The 20,578-nt window shown below is 46.7% G+C and carries 17 protein-coding genes; 8 read left to right on the forward strand and 9 right to left on the reverse strand.

What is annotated here, in order from left to right; all coding sequences use genetic code 11:
• On the forward strand, window positions 1–92 hold a 92-nt coding region (locus H8K55_RS07360), incomplete at its 5' end, for an IS3 family transposase (protein WP_186940314.1).
• Window positions 93–218: 126 nt separating this feature from the next.
• Here H8K55_RS07360 and H8K55_RS07365 read toward each other — a convergent pair.
• From H8K55_RS07365 to H8K55_RS07375, 3 genes are all read right to left on the reverse strand, one after another.
• On the reverse strand, window positions 219–1,727 hold the full coding sequence (locus H8K55_RS07365; protein WP_186941441.1) for a peptide MFS transporter: 1,509 nt from the start codon (window positions 1,725–1,727) through the stop codon (window positions 219–221).
• 362 nt (window positions 1,728–2,089) lie between these two features.
• Window positions 2,090–2,629, reverse strand: a complete 540-nt coding sequence (gene cysC, locus H8K55_RS07370) for an adenylyl-sulfate kinase (protein WP_186941442.1) — start codon at window positions 2,627–2,629, stop codon at window positions 2,090–2,092.
• A 238-nt stretch (window positions 2,630–2,867) separates the two neighbouring features.
• Window positions 2,868–3,425, reverse strand: a complete 558-nt coding sequence (locus tag H8K55_RS07375; RefSeq protein ID WP_186941443.1) for a GNAT family N-acetyltransferase — start codon at window positions 3,423–3,425, stop codon at window positions 2,868–2,870.
• Between the two features lie 431 nt (window positions 3,426–3,856).
• Between H8K55_RS07375 and H8K55_RS07380 the strand changes: the two genes are divergently transcribed.
• Together H8K55_RS07380 and H8K55_RS07385 are read left to right on the forward strand one after the other, a co-directional pair.
• Window positions 3,857–4,543, forward strand: a complete 687-nt coding sequence (locus H8K55_RS07380) for an HAD family hydrolase (protein ID WP_186941444.1) — start codon at window positions 3,857–3,859, stop codon at window positions 4,541–4,543.
• A gap of 202 nt (window positions 4,544–4,745) precedes the next feature.
• Window positions 4,746–6,326 (forward strand): DUF4214 domain-containing protein, encoded by a 1,581-nt coding sequence (locus tag H8K55_RS07385; protein WP_186941445.1) that lies wholly within the window; start codon window positions 4,746–4,748, stop codon window positions 6,324–6,326.
• 313 nt (window positions 6,327–6,639) lie between these two features.
• On the opposite strand, the gene H8K55_RS07390 is transcribed toward H8K55_RS07385, so the two are convergent.
• Both H8K55_RS07390 and H8K55_RS07395 read right to left on the reverse strand, forming a co-directional pair.
• Window positions 6,640–7,743 (reverse strand): proline iminopeptidase-family hydrolase, encoded by a 1,104-nt coding sequence (locus H8K55_RS07390; protein ID WP_222612393.1) that lies wholly within the window; start codon window positions 7,741–7,743, stop codon window positions 6,640–6,642.
• Window position 7,744: 1 nt separating this feature from the next.
• Window positions 7,745–8,326 carry a TMEM175 family protein gene (locus tag H8K55_RS07395; RefSeq protein WP_186941446.1) on the reverse strand — a complete coding sequence of 194 codons (582 nt, stop codon included), beginning with the start codon at window positions 8,324–8,326 and terminating at the stop codon, window positions 7,745–7,747.
• A 308-nt stretch (window positions 8,327–8,634) separates the two neighbouring features.
• On the opposite strand from H8K55_RS07395, the gene chrA reads away from it, so the two are divergent.
• Complete coding sequence (gene chrA / locus H8K55_RS07400) at window positions 8,635–9,981, forward strand: chromate efflux transporter (protein ID WP_186941447.1); 1,347 nt, start codon at window positions 8,635–8,637, stop codon at window positions 9,979–9,981.
• 82 nt (window positions 9,982–10,063) lie between these two features.
• Here chrA and H8K55_RS07405 read toward each other — a convergent pair whose 3' ends face one another.
• The 3 genes from H8K55_RS07405 to H8K55_RS07415 all read right to left on the reverse strand — a co-directional run bounded on the left by H8K55_RS07405 (window position 10,064) and on the right by H8K55_RS07415 (window position 16,822).
• Window positions 10,064–12,040 carry a PhoX family protein gene (locus H8K55_RS07405; RefSeq protein ID WP_186941448.1) on the reverse strand — a complete coding sequence of 659 codons (1,977 nt, stop codon included), beginning with the start codon at window positions 12,038–12,040 and terminating at the stop codon, window positions 10,064–10,066.
• A gap of 376 nt (window positions 12,041–12,416) precedes the next feature.
• Entirely contained in the window at window positions 12,417–15,632 is a 3,216-nt protein-coding gene (locus H8K55_RS07410) for an efflux RND transporter permease subunit (RefSeq protein ID WP_186941449.1), read from the reverse strand.
• A gap of 2 nt (window positions 15,633–15,634) precedes the next feature.
• The gene (locus tag H8K55_RS07415) at window positions 15,635–16,822 is read right to left on the reverse strand and encodes an efflux RND transporter periplasmic adaptor subunit (RefSeq protein ID WP_186941450.1); all 1,188 of its coding nucleotides are present in this window, start codon (window positions 16,820–16,822) and stop codon (window positions 15,635–15,637) included.
• 369 nt (window positions 16,823–17,191) lie between these two features.
• On the opposite strand from H8K55_RS07415, the gene H8K55_RS07420 reads away from it, so the two are divergent.
• The 3 genes from H8K55_RS07420 (at window position 17,192) to H8K55_RS07430 (ending at window position 19,003) form a co-directional block, all read left to right on the forward strand.
• Window positions 17,192–17,719, forward strand: a complete 528-nt coding sequence (locus H8K55_RS07420; protein ID WP_186941451.1) for a GNAT family N-acetyltransferase — start codon at window positions 17,192–17,194, stop codon at window positions 17,717–17,719.
• A 209-nt stretch (window positions 17,720–17,928) separates the two neighbouring features.
• On the forward strand, window positions 17,929–18,219 hold the full coding sequence (locus H8K55_RS07425; RefSeq protein WP_186941452.1) for a hypothetical protein: 291 nt from the start codon (window positions 17,929–17,931) through the stop codon (window positions 18,217–18,219).
• A 193-nt stretch (window positions 18,220–18,412) separates the two neighbouring features.
• Window positions 18,413–19,003: a hypothetical protein gene (locus H8K55_RS07430; protein ID WP_186941453.1), complete on the forward strand. Its 591-nt coding sequence runs from the start codon at window positions 18,413–18,415 to the stop codon at window positions 19,001–19,003.
• A gap of 254 nt (window positions 19,004–19,257) precedes the next feature.
• Here the strand turns inward: H8K55_RS07430 and H8K55_RS07435 are convergent, their stop codons facing one another.
• On the reverse strand, window positions 19,258–19,599 hold the full coding sequence (locus H8K55_RS07435; RefSeq protein WP_186941454.1) for a winged helix-turn-helix transcriptional regulator: 342 nt from the start codon (window positions 19,597–19,599) through the stop codon (window positions 19,258–19,260).
• Between the two features lie 108 nt (window positions 19,600–19,707).
• Between H8K55_RS07435 and H8K55_RS07440 the strand changes: the two genes are divergently transcribed.
• Window positions 19,708–20,499 carry an SDR family NAD(P)-dependent oxidoreductase gene (locus H8K55_RS07440; protein WP_186941455.1) on the forward strand — a complete coding sequence of 264 codons (792 nt, stop codon included), beginning with the start codon at window positions 19,708–19,710 and terminating at the stop codon, window positions 20,497–20,499.
• Window positions 20,500–20,578: the final 79 nt, after the last annotated feature.

Here is a 20,578-nt window from a genome sequence, read left to right on the forward strand (position 1 = left end):
AATACATTCGCTACTATAATCAAGACCGAATCAAACTTAAACTAAAAGGGCTGAGTCCTGTGCAATACAGAAATCAGCCCTTGAATGCCTAACTAACAAACTGTCCAACTTTTTGGGGTCAGTTCATCAATTCAGTTCGCTTTTTTTGTAAGGGTTGTACAAGGACAGCTGCGATTGATAAGGCAGCTGTTCTGATAACAGGACTTTTGCTGCCCTAATTACTTCACGCCATGCATCAATTTTTGCATCAATGGTGCGATCAGGAACAATACGATACCCGCGCCTAACAAAGAGTAGAAACCGAAAGTGTAACCACTCAAAGCTGAGGCAACTGACATCCCGCTATCACCACTAACATGGCTAGCGAAAATACCGGAAAGATTATTGCCGATACCGGTAGACAAGAACCAGCCACCCATACCAAAACCTACCAAACGGGTTGGTGCCAATTTAGTCACCATCGACAAGCCGATAGGGGACAAGCACAATTCACCGATAGACTGAATGACGTAAACCATAAACAAAGTCCAGAACGGGATCTTGCTCTTATCATCGACCAAGAACGTCAAAGCGTACATCAACAAACCAAATGCCAATCCATTGCCGATCAAACCCAAACCAAATTTGCGTGGGATAGATGGGTTCATATTACGACGGCCAAGCATTACCCACACCGCGGCAACCACAGGTGCAAAAGCAATAATCGCTAAAGAGTTTACACTTTGGAACCAAGCATTTGGAAATTCAAAACCACCCATTTGACGATCAACAATTTTATCTGCGAGGAAAGTAAATGAGCTACCTGCCTGCTCAAAGAAACACCAGAATAAAATATTAAAAGTAAAGATCATCAGCATCGCGATGACTTTGTCGCGTGCGACTTTACCGTTCTTAAAGCCTTCTACCAACAACAAGACCGACAGAGCGAGGAACATACCGCCCAAAATCCATTGGATCGTATCTGCACCTAAACGCAATAAGAAATACACCAAAGGAATCGTCGCCAAAGCACCGATTGCCACGTAGACCACGCGTGTCGGCGATTGTGCTTCAGGTGCTGGTGCGCCGATACCTTGCAAAGTCTTACGGCCAATCGCAAACCAGATCAAGCTAATAATCATACCGATACCAGCCGCAATAAAGACGACTTTGTAAGCTGGCGTATCGCTAGTATTGAAAACTTTTTGCGCTAATAACTGCGTGAAGATCGGTGCTAAGAAGCCGCCGATATTAATGCCCATGTAGAAAATGGTAAAACCAGAATCACGGCGTGGGTCAGCCGCGGTATACAACTTACCGACCATCGTAGAAATGTTGGGTTTGAACATCCCGTTACCAACAATAATCGTCGCTAAACCTAAGTTAAAGACATCTAAACTAGGAATGGAAATCATAAACAGCCCGGCCGACATGAATACCGCGCCTAGCAAGATTGAGCGTTGATAGCCAATCACACGATCTGCAACATAACCACCGAATAAAGCGCCGGCATACACTAAGGCCAGGTAAGAACCATAAGTTGCACTGGCTGCTGCCTGCCCGGTTGCTGCGCCATTATAGAATTGCTCGACGACATATAAAACCAAAGCCCAGCGAATACCGTAAAACGCAAAGCGCTCCCAGAATTCGGACATAAATAGCATCCAGAGTGGAGCAGGATGCCCCATGATTTGCTTAAATTCTGGAATAGGGGTCTCTTGACCCGGTGTGATTGCAGCACCACTCATGCAATTTTCTCCTGTTTATATTATGTACAACGTATTTTAGATTTATTAAAATTTATTTAAGGTCTTTGGAAGCACTTGAGAAGCACCTCCAAAACACCCAAGAACACTAAAAAACACTTATTGACCCGTTGTATTTCCCGATTTTCGCCCCTAGTCTTTTCCCATTGCTGGACGAGAGAATCTATATCAATGATTTACAAAAAATACAGGGATTTTCAACGACGGTGCATTCTAAACTAGAAATGCCCGCGATGAGACCAATTTGTCGCTGGCAGAGGAGGAAGATTTGTTGCGCATTGCGGCAAAAATTAAGCGGTATCTAGTCAAGATCATAGTAACTTCAACACCAGATCAAAGCCACATCAAGGCAGGGAAGTCATTAATTGCGCCAACGCTTGCTCCAGTGTCAGCACGCTGGTATCGATGCTGAAGTCGGGATTGATGGGTGCCTGATAGGGTGCGCGCACACCAGTTAATTGCAAACCCGGTTGCTGCCGCGCCTGCTGATACAGGCCTTTAACATCGCGCTGTTGGCAAATTTCCAGAGGGGTCGATAGATAAACTTCACGCATACGCGCTGCACCAATAATCTCGCGCGCTTTGTTACGACCATGCAAAGTCGGCGAAATGAGTGCAACGATACAACAGATCCCACTTTGATTAAGAATCTTTGCAATTTCAGCAACGCGTCGCATCTGTTCTTCCCGGTCTTCGGGGGAAAAACCCAAATCTTGTGAAAGACCGCTACGCAGTTCATCTCCATCCAAAATGCAAACGGGGTGATTTAACTGCCGCAATTGCTGTGCCCAGGCTTGGGCTAAGGTACTCTTACCAGCACCGGACAGACCAGTCATCCACCAGGTAAGTGCAGCACTGCCAGTATGTGTAGAAAGAACGGACATATTTTTAATCATCATGACAATCATTTAGGGCTTGCGCAAAATTGCGCGGACTTGAGCTTCATTGCATAAGGTGCGCCGTGCGCACCACACACATAGCGGCTTCGGTGCGCACGGCGCACCCTACCGTACTCCATTTATTTTTGACGCCAATTGGACGTCCTCTTTATCACCTGCTACTGAGCTACCAAAGTCTCATCTAATACATAAACGCCACAAGAATACTCAGCCAACATCTAACTCAAGTTGCATCAGCCTTAGGTGCTATCAAAGCGTAATAGTTTAAATCCAGAAATGCATCCTCGCGACGTGCCACTTCACGTCGGCGTCCTTCCCACTCAAACCCCAGTTTTTGTACTAGTTTGGCACTGGCGATATTCGCTGGTTCTATCTCCGCTTCCAATCTATGCAATTGCAGTTCATCAAAAGCAAACCGCAGCACGCTGAGCAAACATTCATGCATGATGCCCAAGCCCCAATGTTCGGGGAGCAGCCAATAACCGATGTCCGCATTACTGTTATAAGTGTCGATCTCGTATATTCCGCAAGTACCAAGTATCTGCGTTGGTGCTTGCGGCGAGCAAATCGCCCACCAGCACCCCGTTTGGTTTTGCTCCATTTGTCGATACCAGTCAATTTGCTCTTGCGTCCCTTCTTCGCTGTCATAGGCGATCCCATAATGGGCGATCACGCGAGGATCGGACAATGCTGCATAAACTTGGGCACGGTCTTCTTGTCGAATTTGTCGTAACAAGAATCGCTGGGTGTGGCGCTGCGGAAATGGGGTTTCGCTACTCATTACTGATTACTCACTTAAGTAAAAATTTCTTTAGGCAAAGTTGGCGTTCATTAGGGTCTGTTAACATTCAAATTGGGAGATGCGTTCAAGCCAAAAGGTGGGATGGCAAGGCGTAGTTCGCCGCCGAGGCTGGTGCCTCGGCAAGAGCTACAACGCTGTCCATCGCGCGTTTCGGCTTGAACCCTTCGGGACTGGGTAAAACGGGCACATGGCGTTGTTGCAAGTCGCTTACAGTGCTCGCACTGCGGCGCGCCTTGACGCCTAGCCCTGTGCCCGTTTTTCCGCATTCGCACTCCCAATTTGAATGTTAACAGACCCTAGTCTAGCCGATTCAAGACCAGACTTATGCTAAGTGACTGCTATTTGTCATCTGCCTGTCAATTATTAGCACTAAGCTGGAGAGACTGAGTTAATTAGCTGAAGGAAGTCGAATGTACCCGAATCAAGAAAAACTGATCATTTTCGACGCTGATGGCACCATTATTGATGCTTTTGGGGCGATAGAAAATACCTTTGCACATCATGGAATGGCGATTGGTGAGCTTGAGAATTTTCAAAAACGTCACAAATTTTTCAAATATTTAGGCGGGATCAAGGAGTTTCCTGTCAATATTAAGAAACAATTAGGAAAAAAGAGCCGGCAACAAGTACTCACAACTTTGACTGAGGTGTATCGCGAAGAAGCCCGACTTTACGAAGGTTTAGCTGATTTAATTAAGCAATTGATGGCACAAGAGCATATTCGGGTAGGCTTGGTGACACGCAACGTGAGTCGCGAACCGCAAATCACGATGGAAAAACTATTTGCCCGACATGACATTGATCTGGCGGAATTTGATTACTTCGCCCATGTGCCTATCCGTGCCAGCAAAGCAGATTTTTTTAAATCAGCGCGCAAACAATTTGAAATCAACCCAGCACGCGCCTATGCTTGTGGGGATGAGCATAAAGATTACGAAGCGACACTGAGTGCGGGCATGATTCCCATCGTGGTGTCGTATGGTTTTGAAAATTTTCAGCGGCTAAGCAAAAAATTTGCAATCCCCGAAGACATCATTGCACGCTCACCACAAGAACTGTGTGGGCGCGTACGACATGCATTGGATTTGCCTGGCTGAAAAGAGAACTTGGAACATGTGCTGAATAGAAATCAAGAATTTTTCGATATCTGAGCTCTTTTTTCGTCGATCCCGCATAAATATTTAAGTGATCTTTTTTTTGGTCCCACCACAGGTTGTGGTTAGCTGATATTGATCGACCCCAGTGGAAAATTCAGGATAGACGTTAACGAAATTTTTACATATTCAGAAAGGTTTCAAGATGAGCAAAGTCTTTCAATTGCGTCACAATGCCTTAATCTGCAGTCTGATTGCCGCCTCTTTAGTCGCCTGCGGTGGCGAACCAACCCAGCAAACACCGCCACCCAAAGCAATCGGCTTAGGCGTCTTTAGCGGCTCGCCAGCTGCTCCCGCCGAGACAGTCAGCTTCGCTGGTGTCAGAAATAATTACAGCATCACGCGCACTGCAACTGGCTTTGTCGTGAAGGACAACGTGGGCTCAGGTGGCAGCGTGAATGTTACCGCGACTGCGCTCTTGAAATTTAGCGATATGACGGTCAATCTGGGTATAGGTGAAAAAGCAAAAACGATCGCCGCCGCCAATCTGAAGACCTTGATAGAACTCTATATCGCCTTCTTTAATCGGGTACCCGATGCTGATGGTATGGCTTACTGGATAGATCAAATTAAGAACGGCATGACAGTCGATACTTTATCCAATAGCTTTTACGCAGCAGCGATTGAGTATTCAAATGTGACCGGTTATTCCAGCAGTATGTCGAATGCGGATTTTGTGCGGATTATCTACAAAAACGTCTTAGGCCGAACTGGTACGACAGTGCCGCCAGACTCAGATATAAATTATTGGGCAGGGCAACTTGCCTCCGGCACTTCAACCAAAGGTAATCTGGTTGCGACCATGCTCAATTCTGCCCATACTTTTGCTGGTGATGCGACGTGGGGCTGGGTACCGCAATTACTCGATAATAAAGTCAGTGTTGGGACTTTTTTTGCGATTGAGCAAGGATTGAATTACAACACGCCACAAGATTCCATAGAAAAAACCGTCGCCATTGTCTCAAAAATTACGGCAACTAATATCGCGACAGCCAAAGCAGCGATTAATCTACTCGATCTGACTTTCAATTCAGGTGCCAGTTATACGCCAAATGGTGCGGGCAGTGGTACAGGTTCATCCAAAGATTGCTACAACAAGAATTTGATCAAACTTGGCGTCACCTACAATACAGAAATGTCGTCTAGCCTCACAACTTTAAAACATACCACAAACTATGCAGTAACTTACAAACCGAACGGTAGTACCAGCTTCAACGGTATCAATGCACAAGAGCTGTTGACTGACACTGTCATTCTGACTGGCTTAGGCGTAGGGACGACCACGCAGATCAAATCATATCTCAATGTCTACGATGACGAGTCCTTGGTCTATGGCACTAGAGTCGCCATAGACCAAGGTTATGGCAACTACACTGTAGTCGCTACGATGACACCTCCAAAACGCACCCCATTCACTATGTCCGCGAATGAAAGCTATACGCAAACCTACACCGTCACAGAAAATGCCGTAGGTAGTCCATTCCCACAGACCTTGCCAGATCAAATTGTTACTGACAAGCTGACCTTTCTGGGCATAGAGTCGGTGACTGTTCCTGCTGGCACCTTCTCGGCCTGTAAGTTTAAAACTGAAGTCAACACCAATGGCACGACGGTCAGCAGCTACACTTGGCAAATCGCAGATGCAAACTATCGTGGACTAACTGCCAAAATTGAAGCACAAGATGTGATCACGGTAGCGACTAAGTTAGGGATACAAGGGCAATAAATCGCCAAACAAAGAAAGGCAGAGCAAACCGTCATTCCTTTCAAGTCAGCTTCCAATCTCCTTTCTCTCGCCGGCGGGGGATGAGGGGGGTGCAGACGTGACCTACAATCATTAGAAATTTAAAACTGCCGTCTCTTCTTTACGTCTACCTTAAAACTGCGATACGGTTTCTGAACTGCCCTCACCCTAACCCTCTCCCGCTTGCGGGAGAGGGAATATCACATTACCTAAATGGTGCGCGACGGCGATAATCATCGTTTGTGATTTAACTGAACAGCGTTTAAGCGCACACCGTCCTTTTTATCGACCAAACTCAAAACTTGGCGCTATCCACATCCTGAATAAACTGTACCAAGCCCGGGAAATAATGTTCACTGTCATCATACATAGACATGTGACTACCATTCGGACAAGTCAAACTACGACCACGTTTCACCTTGCTTGCCATCGCGGCCATATACGCCGGATCCATCGTGTCATGCTGGCCGCCTATGGTGAGCGTGGGTACGGTAATCTTACTTAAGTCAGCACTGCGATCCCAGTTGATCAATTTGCCGCTGGCGCCCAATTCACTCGGCCCTTGCATCGATACATAAATCGCCGGATTCACATGTTTAAACGAACGATTCACCGGATCTGGCCAGCTCGCCTGCGGCATTCGCAATACATGTTTTTCGTAGTGATGTGGGATTAAGAGTTCCATGTAACGCGGATCCTCATATTTGCCCGCGGTTTCCAAAGCTTGCGCTTCTTTCAGTACTGCTTGATCCATCGCTGGCATTAAGACTTTTTTCGCGTAATCGTTATAGGCTGGAATGCTATCCACCATATTGGAAATGATTAAGCCTTTCAAATTTTGCTGGTATTTCAAAGCGTATTCCATCGCTAAAATACCACCCCAGGAATGTCCTAGCAAATAGAAATTCGATGCATCTAAACCCAAGGCCTTGCGCACTTGTTCGACTTCTTCCACATAGCGCGGTAAGTCAATCAGACTAGGATCTTGCGGTTGATCACTGAAATGTGAACCGAGTTGATCGTAATAGTAATATTCCACTTCGGCTTTAGGCAAATAGCTGTCGAACACTTCAAAATATTCGTGCGTCATGCCCGGACCGCCATGCAATAGTAAGAGCTTGATTTTAGGGTTATTCCCTACGCGCTTAGTCCAAACTTTGAATTCACCTTTCGGCGTCGTGATCTTGATTATCTTCACGCCACCCGACAAGCGATCATCGCGTTGACTACTATCAAGATAGGTAGAAGTCGCGTTGCTACTTGCAGCGACTACGGTAGCTGAAGCAGCGCTATCAGGCCGTTGGCACGCTTGCAAAGCGAGAGAAGTCAGTGCAACGAAGCTCACACTTAACACCGCGCTCAAAGAAGAGCGCATTCTATTTCTGATTGTTGAAGACATCTTAATTCTCCTGTTTTAAAACGGACTCAATCCGACGATCTGGGACTAACCACATCAAGGCCACTGCCACATAAATCAGCTGGGATAGCAAAGGCAAGTAAAACGCCAGCAATACCGCAAACGCATATAACAACAACGACAGTTTTCCCTTGAGATCACCACCCACCGCTTTCTTCAATAAGGAGCTGTCGCCCGCAGAACAAATCAGGCTGTATTGCAACATCCAATACGCCAGCGCGGCCATAAACAAAATTACGCCATACAAGGCGGTCGGCCCCGCCGAAAAATGATTCTCCCCCATCCAGCCGGTAGCAAACGGCACTAGCGACAGCCAGAACAACAAATGCAGATTCGCCCACAGATTACCCGCACTGATTTTATGTGTGGCATGTAGCATGTGGTGATGGTTGTTCCAATAAATACCGATGTAGACAAAACTCAAAATGTAGCTGAGAAATACTGGCAACAAAGGCAGCAAAGCCGCGACACTTTCGCCATGCGGCACTTTAAGCTCCAACACCATGATGGTGATGATGATAGCAATCACACCATCACTAAATGCTTCAAAACGACCTTTTCCCATCTTATTCTCCTGTCACTTTGCATCTATCGATATAAAAAATAAAGCTAAACCAAGCCAAACTGATCTAAGTGCTGCGAATTACAATACTTATCCGGCCGTTACCAATACCGTCGTGTAGCCAAGCTCAAGCATTCATGTGTCATCTCTGCATAAGCAGTGATCTAGTGTCTTCAGGCTTTTACGCCACTGGATTCCCGCCTTCGCGGGAATGACGATACCGCGCATTTAGCTTAACTGAACGGTATTGCTATTTATTCGCCTTTCATTGGTCTTTTATACGTCTTTTATTCGTCTTTTTTGATTCCGCCATGCAAACCACGCCACTCGATATCGCACCGCCAACACCTAGTTTTCGTCAGGCTTGTCAATTTTGGCTGAAACTAGGCTGCATCAGCTTCGGCGGTCCAGCGGGGCAAATTGCGATTATGCATCAAGAATTAGTCGAGCAACGTCGCTGGATTTCTGAAAAACGCTTTTTGCATGCTTTGAACTATTGCATGTTGTTACCCGGCCCCGAGGCACAGCAATTAGCGACTTATCTGGGTTGGCTTTTGCATGGTACACGCGGCGGCGTGATTGCTGGCGCCTTGTTTGTATTGCCTTCTTTATTCTTGCTCATTGCCTTGTCCTGGTTGTATATCGCCTTCGGTTCTTTACCAATCGTCGCCGGAATTTTTTATGGTATTAAACCCGCAGTCACCGCGATTGTGATTCATGCCGCACACAGAATCGGTTCACGCACACTAAAAAATGCCAGCTTATGGGCAATCGCGGGCGCTGCTTTTGTCGCACTATTTGCTTTGCATCTGCCGTTTCCGCTGATCATTTTGAGCGCTGCAGTGTGCGGCTATATAGGTGGACGTTTTTTACCGCAACACTTTCATGCAAAATCTTCGCATGCCAAATCCGGTGCATCTTACGGCGCAGCGGTGATTGATGATACGACTCCAAGTCCAGACCATGCGCGTTTTTCGTGGTGGAAATTTAGTCGCGTGTTATTCATCGGTTTTTTGTTGTGGTTGATTCCTATGTTTGGCCTGTATGCGATTTTTGGCTGGCAACATAGTTATACGCAGATGGCATGGTTTTTCAGCAAAGCGGCGTTGATGACTTTTGGCGGCGCTTATGCAGTCTTGCCGTATGTGATGCAAGCAGCAGTCGAACAATATCGCTGGCTAACACCCGCACAAATGATCGATGGTCTGGCTTTGGGCGAAAGTACACCGGGACCTTTGATTATGGTGTTGAGTTTTGTCGGTTTTGTGACAGCTTATGTGCAAGCCTTATTTGGCCCTGAGCAAGTGTTTCTCGCGGGCGCATTCGCAGCGATTTTGGTGAGTTGGTTTACTTTTTTACCTTCATTTATTTTTATCTTAGCGGGCGGCCCCTTGATAGAAAGTAGTCACCACAATGTACATTTAACGCCAGCCTTAACGGCAATCACGGCCGCCGTCGTGGGTGTGCTTGTCAATCTTGCCCTGTTCTTCGTCATACATGTGGTCTGGCCGCAAGGTTTGAATGCGCAACTTGATTACTTCACGGCTGGAATTGCCTTAGTCGCAGCATTTGCATTGTTCCGTCTAAAACTGAATGTCATCTTAGTGTTGGCAGGTAGTGCCGTGCTTGGTTTGCTGCATCAGTTTTTGCTGGCTTAGTTTGCTACTCTAATTCGCTAACTTGATGACGTAAAAAAACGCGATGCACAAGCTGCGCATCGCGTTTTGTACTAATTAATACTTATTTCACATTACCTAATTTCACCGCACTCACATCCGCAGTCAAATAGCCAACCGCAGCACCGAAACGATCTTTGTAATTCGCACGCACCAATGGATCTAAGGTTGCCTGTACTTTGCCATGTAAAGAAGAGCTCCAGTCACCCGGATGTTGGAAATTACTCATGATGTAAGTCCAGCCATTCAAATCATCGACCACATGCAATCCCGTCGCTTCACCGCCAGAAGGCATAGACATCAAGCGTGATAAAACTTTAGTATCAACGTTATATGCCCACAAGAAATTGTTCACATGGTAGCCACTATCCTCACCGATAAACAAAGTGCGCAGTTTTTCTGAGAATTTCAAATTATCTGGATTGCCGATTTTGTCTGGATTAGCCAAATTACCTAAAGCGTCAGCAGCAATATCTTCACCGACTAACAAAGCCTTAGTCTGATTCGGCACCCATTCAGATTTAATCACCGCACCTGCTGTATCGCTTTGACCGCCGCTCATCGTGTGCGCCATCACGCCGCCGGCTACTAAGGCTTTGTCTAAAGCGATACCGCTTTGCGCGTTCCAACCTTTAGCATTATCTTTCACCATAGAATCGACGATGTTTTGTAATGCAGAATAAGCGATCTTATCTTTGATATTGACTGTTGTGCCTTCCATCTTAGTAAAGCCCATGCTGCCGCCAGCCAGATAGGCATAACGATGCGTTTCCAAGAAAGCAGCGGCTTTTTCCATGCCTGGTTTGACTTTAATCCAGTTCGCTTTGCCGCCTGTCCAAATCTTGGTGTAACTTGCATCGGCTGGATCAGTTTTAGACACTGTCATGATGTCGGCTGGTTTCAGCGTATTCGCCATGGTTTCGATCTCTGCGCTAGTCGCGTGACCGAGGTTAATCCAGGTCAATTTAGCACCAGCAGCAGCGGGATCGATCGAAAAACCTGCACCGATTTTTGCTACATACAAAGTACCGGCGGACAAATCTTTTTCTGCGTCAGCAACAAACATAAACAAGCCACTATTCGTCGCATCATCGCCCATCAAGACCGTGCGATTATCCGGCATCACTTGCACCAACTCGTGCGAAATACGGCCTAAACAATAATGCTTTTTGATGCTGCCAGTGCCGTCAGGATTGACGGTAACTTCTGGCAGATGTCCATAATGATAAGGATTAGCTTTATTTTCATCGCCGAAAGTGTTTTTGCTAAAGGCTTTGAATTGCGCATCCGTAGAAACAAACGGTGCATCTGGCTCATATTCTTCTGAGGATAAATGCGTACCCCATGGTGACAGGCTAGAACCACAAGTTATCCACAAGCCGTGCGCGGCAGATGTATCGACATTATGATATTTCACCAGACTGAGCTTGCCTGTTGTTTGGTCCTGATCCAAAGTCAACACCGCGATTGGCGATGGCAATTGACCATAACGATCGGCCAATGCCTGATCGCGAGTGGTGTATTCAAACTGCACTACCGCGAATACGGCTTTGCCTTTGATACCGCTGACAGTAGGATTTGCAAGTGCTAACAAAGAAGTACCATCGGGTGAATCTGAAAAGAATTGACGTTCTTTACCAGGGACAGACGTATCGAGGATAGGCTTGTTAGTGATGTCGTAATAACCGCCTGCCAAAATTTTTCCGCCTTTGCCATCATCGACCATATCACCGGTGATGAAGAAAGTTTGATACGCGAGTTTGTAATCTTTTTCACTCTTATCGCTCATCGTCACTTTCAAACTAGAGCCCACAGTGGTCGTTGCCATTGCCGCTGCATTCGCCAAACTTGGTGCTGGCATGCCGCTAAATACTGCAGAGACAAAAGTCGGTACTGGCGTTGCCACGACTTCAGCTGCCGTCGTGCTACCACCGCAGCCTGTCAACATCGAAGCCACAGAAAGTGAACCCAAAGGCAGCAATGGTGCGCCCGCTAAGAATTTAAGAGCCTGGCGACGCCCTGCGTGAATTTCATTTGACATAGTTACGATTCCAAAACGATTAACAAAATGCGCTGAACACAGCCGTGCTAGCGCTTCGTATAACATCAGTGCGATCGTGCCGATCTAAGCATCTGGTGCGGCGAGTATAGGAAGCAAATATGACGGATTCATGAATTGGAAAATCTGTTCCAATCGCGCGACAAGACATACGCTGGTCATAAAAATTTGTTAGTAAATCCTCCTGAGCGATGACGCAAAAAAAAGCCTGCATGGAAAACCAGGCAGGCTCAAACCGGTACTACTCACTTCCTTACTTACTTCCTTACTACCCAGTACTACTCAATACTACAAAAGTGCGCATCAAAGAAAGTGGTGCTGACTTTGCTGCGCTTATTTGCAAACTTACCGACAAAACTTAAGACGTGACCACCTTCGCTTTCTTGCCACTGATGGCATAAAAAGCTTTCACTGCCAAACGATAAAGTAAGCGTATGAAGGTTAGTGTCAATACTGCTTCACCTAAAGTTACTAAGACCGCCAACACTTGGTTATAACGATTCGCGCGACGACCCATTTTTGCCATCATGCGATCACGTGCAATTTCTATACTGTCGTAGAAACTAGGCACCACCAACAGAGTCAAAATGGTCGAGGTAATCGTGCCGCCGATAATCGCAATCGCGAGTGGACGATAGAATTCACCACCTTCACCCAAGCCCAAAGCAACTGGGATCATGCCTGCAATCAAAGCGAAAGTCGTCATCAAGATAGGGCGCAAGCGAACGCGTCCGGCGTGCATCAAAGCATCTTCGCGATTCATACCGTCTTTCTCTTGCTTGCGCGCCGCGTCCAACAAGAGAATCGCATTTTTCGCGACCAAGCCCATCAGCATGATGATGCCGATAAAACTCATCAGATTAATCGTACTACCAGTCAGCATCAAAGCAATCACCACACCGATCAAAGACAAAGGCAAGGACAACATGACTGCCAATGGCGCTGTGAAAGAACCGAACTGCATCACTAAAATCAGATACATCAAACCAATACCCGAGACTAAAGCGATCAGCATCTCTGTGAACAATTCGTTTTGATCTTGACCTGCACCGGCCAAAGACAAACCGTAGCCCGCTGGATAATTAAATGACTTAGCTAAATCCATCGCATCTTTCGTCACTTCACCGCTAGAACGCCCTTGCGCATTCGCAGAAACAGTAATCGTACGTTTGCCATTGCTGTGTTCAATTGCAGATGGACCTTTACCCATAGTCACGGTAGCGATCTGATCGAGCGGCACCATTTCTGTTGTACCTGATACCGCAATCGGCAAGCGCTCGATATTTTCTTTACTGACGCGATCAGCAGGATGCAAACGCACCGCGACGTCACGTGTTTCACCCGTAGGATCAACCCAGTCACCAACTTCAATTCCGGCGAAAGCAACGCGCAAAGCCTGCGCTGCATCGTTGATCGAAATACCCATGGAATTTGCCAGCCCACGGTTCATTTCTATCTTCAATTCTTTCTTAGGATCTTGTTCAGACAAACCGACATCAACCGCGCCAGGAATCTTGCGTAATTGCTCCATATAAGCCGAAGTAATTTCGATGAGTTTGCGTGAATCTGGGCCAGTAAATTCAATTTGAATCGGCTTACGTGCACCGTTATTCAAATCATCCAACACCACATATTCAGCGCCGACCAACTGTTTCACTTTTTCGCGCAATTCCACCGCGATTTCTTTCGCACTACGCTTACGGGTATTTTTCTTGCCGATATCAACATAGATACGACCACCGGCTGCATTGATATTGCTATTGGTGTCTTTTACTTCCGCAATCGTACGTGCCAACGCCGCAGCTCTTTCCATTTTCAAACGTGCATATTCAACGGAGGAGGAAGCAGGTGTACGTACTTCTATCATCAAATTGCCAGAATCTGCGGTCGGCAAAAAGCTCGTGCCACCCAAAGTTACCTGCAATACCAAAGCGCCCACAAAAGTTGACAAGGCAATCGCGCCCATCCAACGACGATGATGCAAAGCCCAAGCAATCACACGACCATAGCGATCTGCCTGACTATCAAACCAATCATTGAAACGTCCCAGCACCTTGCTCAATCCTTTTTTCGGCGCAGTGTGATGATCAGCAGGATCACCCCAATATGCTGACAACATAGGATCAAGTGTGAAAGAAATCCCCAAGCTCACTAACACGGAACAAGTCACAGTCAGCGCAAATGGACGGAACCATTCGCCAGAAATACCTGGCATGAAAGCCACTGGAATAAATACTGCGATGATGGAGAAGGTCGTTGCCGCGACTGCCAAACCAATTTCCGCCGTACCTTCCAAAGCTGCCGTACGACGATCCGAGCCATTTTGCATGTGGCGCACAATGTTTTCCCGCACCACAATCGCATCATCAATCAAGACGCCGATCGCTAAAGACAAACCAAGCAAAGTCATGAAATTCAGTGTAAATCCACACAACCAGACAGCGATAAAGGCCGCAATCACTGAGGTCGGCAAACTCAACGCAGTAATCAAAGTCGAACGCCATGAATTCAAGAATGCGTACACCACGAAGATGGTCAATACCGCACCAAAAATCAGGGATTCGATCACATTGTTCAAACTATTCTGCGCATCTTTACCACCGTCACGCGTCACTTCTAACTTCGTACCAGGATGATCTTTCGCCAGATCTTTATTGATTTCTTCAACCGCTTTCACCACGCTCTTGGCAACACTGACCGTACTTGATTCGCGTGAACGAGTGACTTGGATACCGACGTTCGGTTTGCCACTACGGATGCTAATACCATTGATATCAGCAAAACCATCTTCTATCGTTGCCACTTGCCCCAAGCGCACGATTTGATCACCGCGACGTTTGACTACAATATTTTGAAACTCCGCCGGACTTTCAATACGACCGACCAAACGTATGCTTTCTTCTTCCAAATCGCCGCGCACTTTACCGACCGGTGCATTGGTGTTTTGACTGCGTAAAGCAGCGACAACTTCACCCGCTGATACATTAAATTCACGCAAACGTTCAGCACGCAATAAGACGGATAATTCACGACGTAAAGCGCCATTCACGTTCACCGTCGCGACGCCAGGAATGCCGCGCAAACGCGTCGCCAAGGTATCTTCCGCCAAGCGTGAAATTTCAGCGTGTGATTGACTGCTAGACGACAAAGCCAAATTCACAATCGGTTGCGTCGATGGATCAAAACGCTGCACGATAGGTTCGCGCATTTCGGTTGGCAATTTATAGCGCACGGTGGAAATAACATTCCGTACTTCTTCCGCCGCTTCTATCATGTTCTTCTTAAATGAGAAGCGCATTTCAAAACCGGCACTACCTTCGTTCGCGTAGGAATACACTTCATCCACGCCAGAGACACTTTGCAGAGATTTTTCTAAGCGATTGATAATTTCACGCTCTACCGTATCAGGCGATGCGCCAGGATAGGGAATGCTGACGAAGAGTCCCGGAATTTCAACATCGGGATTTTGATTGACGCGCAGCTTACTCATCGCGAGTAAGCCCATCGCCATCATCGCAATAATTAAGACGATGGTGGCAATCGGTCGTTTAATACTGAAATCAGATAAAAACATGATCAGTTCCCCATTGCCAGAGTCGTTTTAGCCATCGCCGTTTTGCTAGCTGCCGTCGCTGCCATTTCTACAGTCTGACCTTCTTTAAAGTTAGAGCTAGGATTGCGCATAATCACATCACCTGCGACAACACCACGACGCACTTCGTAATTACCGGTACGTACATCACGGCTACCTAGTGCCAATTCAACTTTGTTCAGGGTCTTACCTTGAATCTTCCAGGCAAAAGATTTATCGCCAGATTTGACGATAGCCGCTTCTGGCAACATCAATGCAGAGACGGTTTCAGCTTCAATATTGCCTTCTGCATACAGTCCAGAAACACGCGGCTGTTTGCTATCAGAAAACGCTACCAAGACTTCGACTTGACGCGTCACATCATTCGCCGCTGGGTCAAGGCGAGTGACCTTGCCACGGAACTCTTGATTGGCATAACCATTGATACGGAAGCTCACACTTTGTCCCGTTTTAACCATGCCGATTTTGTCGGCAGATACACGTCCGACAAAACGCATGCTATTCGGATCAATCACTTTTACCAATTCTTTACCCGCTAAAGCAGTATCGCCAGCAGATACTTTACGTTCGCTGACCACACCGTCAAATGGTGCGCGCACAACCGTACGCTGTAATTGCTGTTGCGCCTGAACGGCACGGGCTTTCGCTGCTGACACTTCACTTTGCGCCGTATTGCGACGCACTTCGGCATCGTCCAATGCTTGCATGGAAGTCATACCAGATGCGCGTAAAGTTTTTAGACGCTGCAAATTACGATCCGCCTGATCTAAGGCCAGTGCGGCATTCCGTGCTGCGTCATTGGCCGAATTCAAATTGTCGCGAATGGAAGTTTCATCTAAGCGCACGATCACATCACCACGCTTCACTGCTTCGCCGTTTTCTTTCAAAACTTGCAGCACGACGGTAGACACTTCCGCACGCAAATCCGCTTTACGTTCAGGCTGAATAGAACCGGTCACCACGGGACCGGATGCTAGCGCATTATTTTGCAAATTCAAGACATCTTCATTCGCAATAATTAATTTTTCAGGGCCGTTTTTGGCATCCGCTTTCGCTACACTAGCAGAGGCACTCGCACTAGCCGCTTTCGCGTCTTGCGCTGATTTATTGCAAGCTGTCATTGTGCCGATGGCAGAAGTGATCGCAACAAGGAGTAAGGTTTTACGTAACATAATGGGTACCTGCTAATGTAATGGGAGGATTCGCGATAGTGAGTATTCCCCAGCCCCCTCTGTGCTTCAAGGTGCAAAGTTGTGAGTTGCGAAAAAGTGGGGATGAAACGCAGAAAAGGCGGATTGAATTGAATTCGCTGTACGGACACAATTGCAGCGATAGTCAGGCGATGCTGACTATTTTTCAACATTATGGATAGTGCAGGCGTGGTTCCGAATAGCAAATTGAAATATCAATAAAATAGGTAAATTCTATGAAATGTATTTGCCAAATCTAGGACAATCTTTGACGCCAAACCCGCGTGATATCATGCAATACATTCTGATCAATTTTAAAAGTCAGTCGCCCTCGACTCTGATATCAAGACTATGACAACTAGCCATTTAACTTTTCGTATCGCGCAAAAAAATGATGCCTTAGCCATCACCGACCTAGTTAATAGCGCCTATCGTGGCGACTCTAGCCGCGCTGGCTGGACAACCGAAGCCGATCTATTAACTGGCGTCAGAGTCAACCCCGAAGATGTACGCGAACTGATAGAAACCGAAGATTCACTGATCTTGCTCTGCCTGCGTGATGGCATCATCATCGGTTCGGTCAATTTACTCAGAACTGACAACGCCGCTTACTTAGGCATGTTCGCCGTCAATCCAGAATTACAAGGTGGCGGCATCGGCAAGCAATTCATGCAAGCCGCCGAAGAATTAGTCAAACAACGCTGGCAAGCAAAAAAAATGTGGATGACCGTGATCACCACCCGCCATGAATTAATCGCTTACTACGAACGCCGCGGCTATCAACGCACGGGTCGCATCAAACCATTTCCAGCAGAAGTCCCAGATGAATGCCGATTGGTAAAAGATATCCAAATGGAAGAATTGGAAAAAATTCTATAATTCCAGGCACTTCCGTCATGCATGATGATCAATATCGGTCTTGTTGATCTTCATGCGAATTTGACAAATGAATCTGACAAACGAATCTGACAAACAAGCGCTTACCACATTCATAAAGCCAGAACTTGCCCCGTTTTCCCCGCTTGTTCTGCGCTTTCAATCAAAGCCTCCCCCTCTAGACTATCAAGCTCAACTTAAGCGGAGCAATGATGTCCATCCCCAGTGTCTCACCTTTAAGCAGCATCGCTGCCTTGCGGGTGTATCAACAAGTCAAACAACACGGCGAACCGCCACCGGACAAATCCGAAGCGCTGGCCTTGCTCGAACGCGAGCAACTCAATGCGGGCGCTGACGCCGGCAATGGCACTGTCACCTCGACAAAGAGCGCAACGAACACAATTCTCACGACTGAGGAGCAAAGACAGGTGCAATTGGAATTGGAGCGGAGTTGGGGTTTGACGAGTGCGATTTTGGGGACGCAGTTTGATGAGTATGCTTGAGAGATGACATTACTAGTTGTAATAGGAAGTCAAGCAAATCCAGATTCCATGCCACTTCGGAAGCAATATCTACTCGAATTAGCATTTTATTTCATAAGACAAGCAAGCACCCGTGATTTATCATTTTCGCCTTGCTGCAAATTCACATCAGCGAGCATACACACATGCGAATTGATGAACATAAGGCGAACAAATGAAATCTACCTTCTACGCTGCTTTCCTATTTCTGTTGTTTCATGCAGGGCTCAGCGATGCGCGCGATACCAAGTCACCAATGACCCCGCAAAAAATCCCACTGAGCAGCATCACGAATAAGAAACTACCTTTTTCATTCGCCATGGCGATGTCCACGCTAACACCTATCGCCTCAGTCAGAACCAAAAGCGGAGAAGAAATTAAGCTGTACAAAATTTCTGAAAAATATGACGAATGCGAAGAGGGCGAAGTCAGTATGAAAGCCGATCACTGCCCTCGCAGTAGCATCCTGATCTCAACCATGTTAGATCACGAAGGCGGTTCGCAATTCAAACTCTACAAAACACCTGCACGCCTGAACTGGATTATGCCCGATACCAAATTGCCAGATAGTTTGCATGATGGAAAAACGGATACACCGTATCAAGACACACTGCTTGCCTGTGAAAAATTTCCAGCTCCGGGAGGGAGGGTGCACTGGCGCTTCGTTGAATATCAATTACGTGTCAGGCACTTTGATCGTGTAGAGTTATTCCGTATGCTGGATCAGCATCGCTATGCGCATTGTGCTTTGCCAACTGCTGAGTAAAGAGCTCTTGCTCCCTTCTCCCACAAGCGGGAGAAGGCTTGGGGATGACGGTGTTTATAAAATAGAGAACGCAATTAATTTGCTTTCAAATTCCACTTAATGAAGCAATTAGAGTAATTACCGTCACGCGATCTTTAGGTTCACACGCCGGTGTGCGATCCGACCAGAAGGATGTATTCGTACGAAAACGAATGTTAACGAAAATAGCACTACTTACCGAACACAATACTCACAACTGAGGAACAAAAGCAAGCCTAAAGACCAGCCTCCAATTCGTTTTGCAATTGTTCTAGTCCATCTAATATTCGCAAAAATTTCTGCCCAAAATCTGTCACCGCATACTCCACGCGTGGTGGCACTTCGGGATAAACATTTTTTTGTAAAATGCCGAACTCCACATTTTTGCGCAAGCACTCATTGAGTACTTTGGTACTCAAGCCTTCAACGCTTTTCACCATTTCGCCCGGTCGATTCTTACCGTGTTGAAGTAATTGATAAACCGTCAGCGACCATTTACATCCATAAATCGTCTCCACCATACGCGCACTGCGTTCTGGTGCGGATTTTCTGGAAAATATTTTTTTGTTTGTATTCATCAAGATGTACCTAAAAGTACCTATAGCACCAAATTGTACTGACTTTGCAAGACGTTTTCACATCTCCATACTGCAATCCTCGCAGTTTAACCCGTATGGAGAAAAGACATGTCAAGTACATTGCTTAGCACAGTAAAACAAAATGCCCTGATTATCGGAGGCACTAGCGGCATAGGTTTTGCCACCGCTGAACAATTGGTAAGAAAAGGGATACACGTCAGTATCGTCGGTAAACAAGGCAACAAGCTCGCTGCGGCGAAACAAAAATTACAGGGCTTATCGGACGACGCACAGATCGATACCATACAGGCGGATCTATACTTGCCCAGCGATGTCGACAAACTGATTGCGGAAATCGACAAGCATCAGGGTCACTTCCAGTATCTGGTGAATGCGGCAGGCAGCTTCAAGCTCTTAAGCTTTCTGTCGCACCAGCGTCAGGACTATCGCGCCTATTTAGATTTGAACGAAGCGAGCTTTTTCATCACACAGGCAGTCGCCAGAAATATGTGCAAGCATGGTGGCGGTGCCATCGTGAATATCGGCTCTATGTGGGCCAAGCAGGCAATTAAGCTCACACCTTCATCAGCCTATTCTATGGCAAAGGCGGGGCTACATTCCCTCACTCAACATCTGGCAATGGAATTGGCGGAACACCATATTCGTGTCAATACCGTATCACCGGCGGTGGTCAAAACACCGATATACCAAAGCTTTATTCCAGCCGATCAGGTCGATAGCGCTTTAGATGGCTTCAATGACTTCCACCCAATCGGTCGCATAGGACAAGCACACGACGTAGCCAATGTCATTAACTTCTTGCTCAGTGAAGAAGCAAGCTGGGTGACTGGTGCGGTATGGGATGTCGATGGCGGAGTGATGGCAGGTCGCAACACTTAGTAATTAAGTGTGGTGGTTAAGCGTAGTGACTAAGCGTAGCGCATATGCATAACTGCATCACGATCAACATTTCGACAAA

Origin of the sequence: Affinundibacterium flavidum, assembly GCF_014284175.1 — a bacterium.
GTDB classification, from domain to species: domain Bacteria; phylum Pseudomonadota; class Gammaproteobacteria; order Burkholderiales; family Burkholderiaceae_D; genus Undibacterium; species Undibacterium flavidum.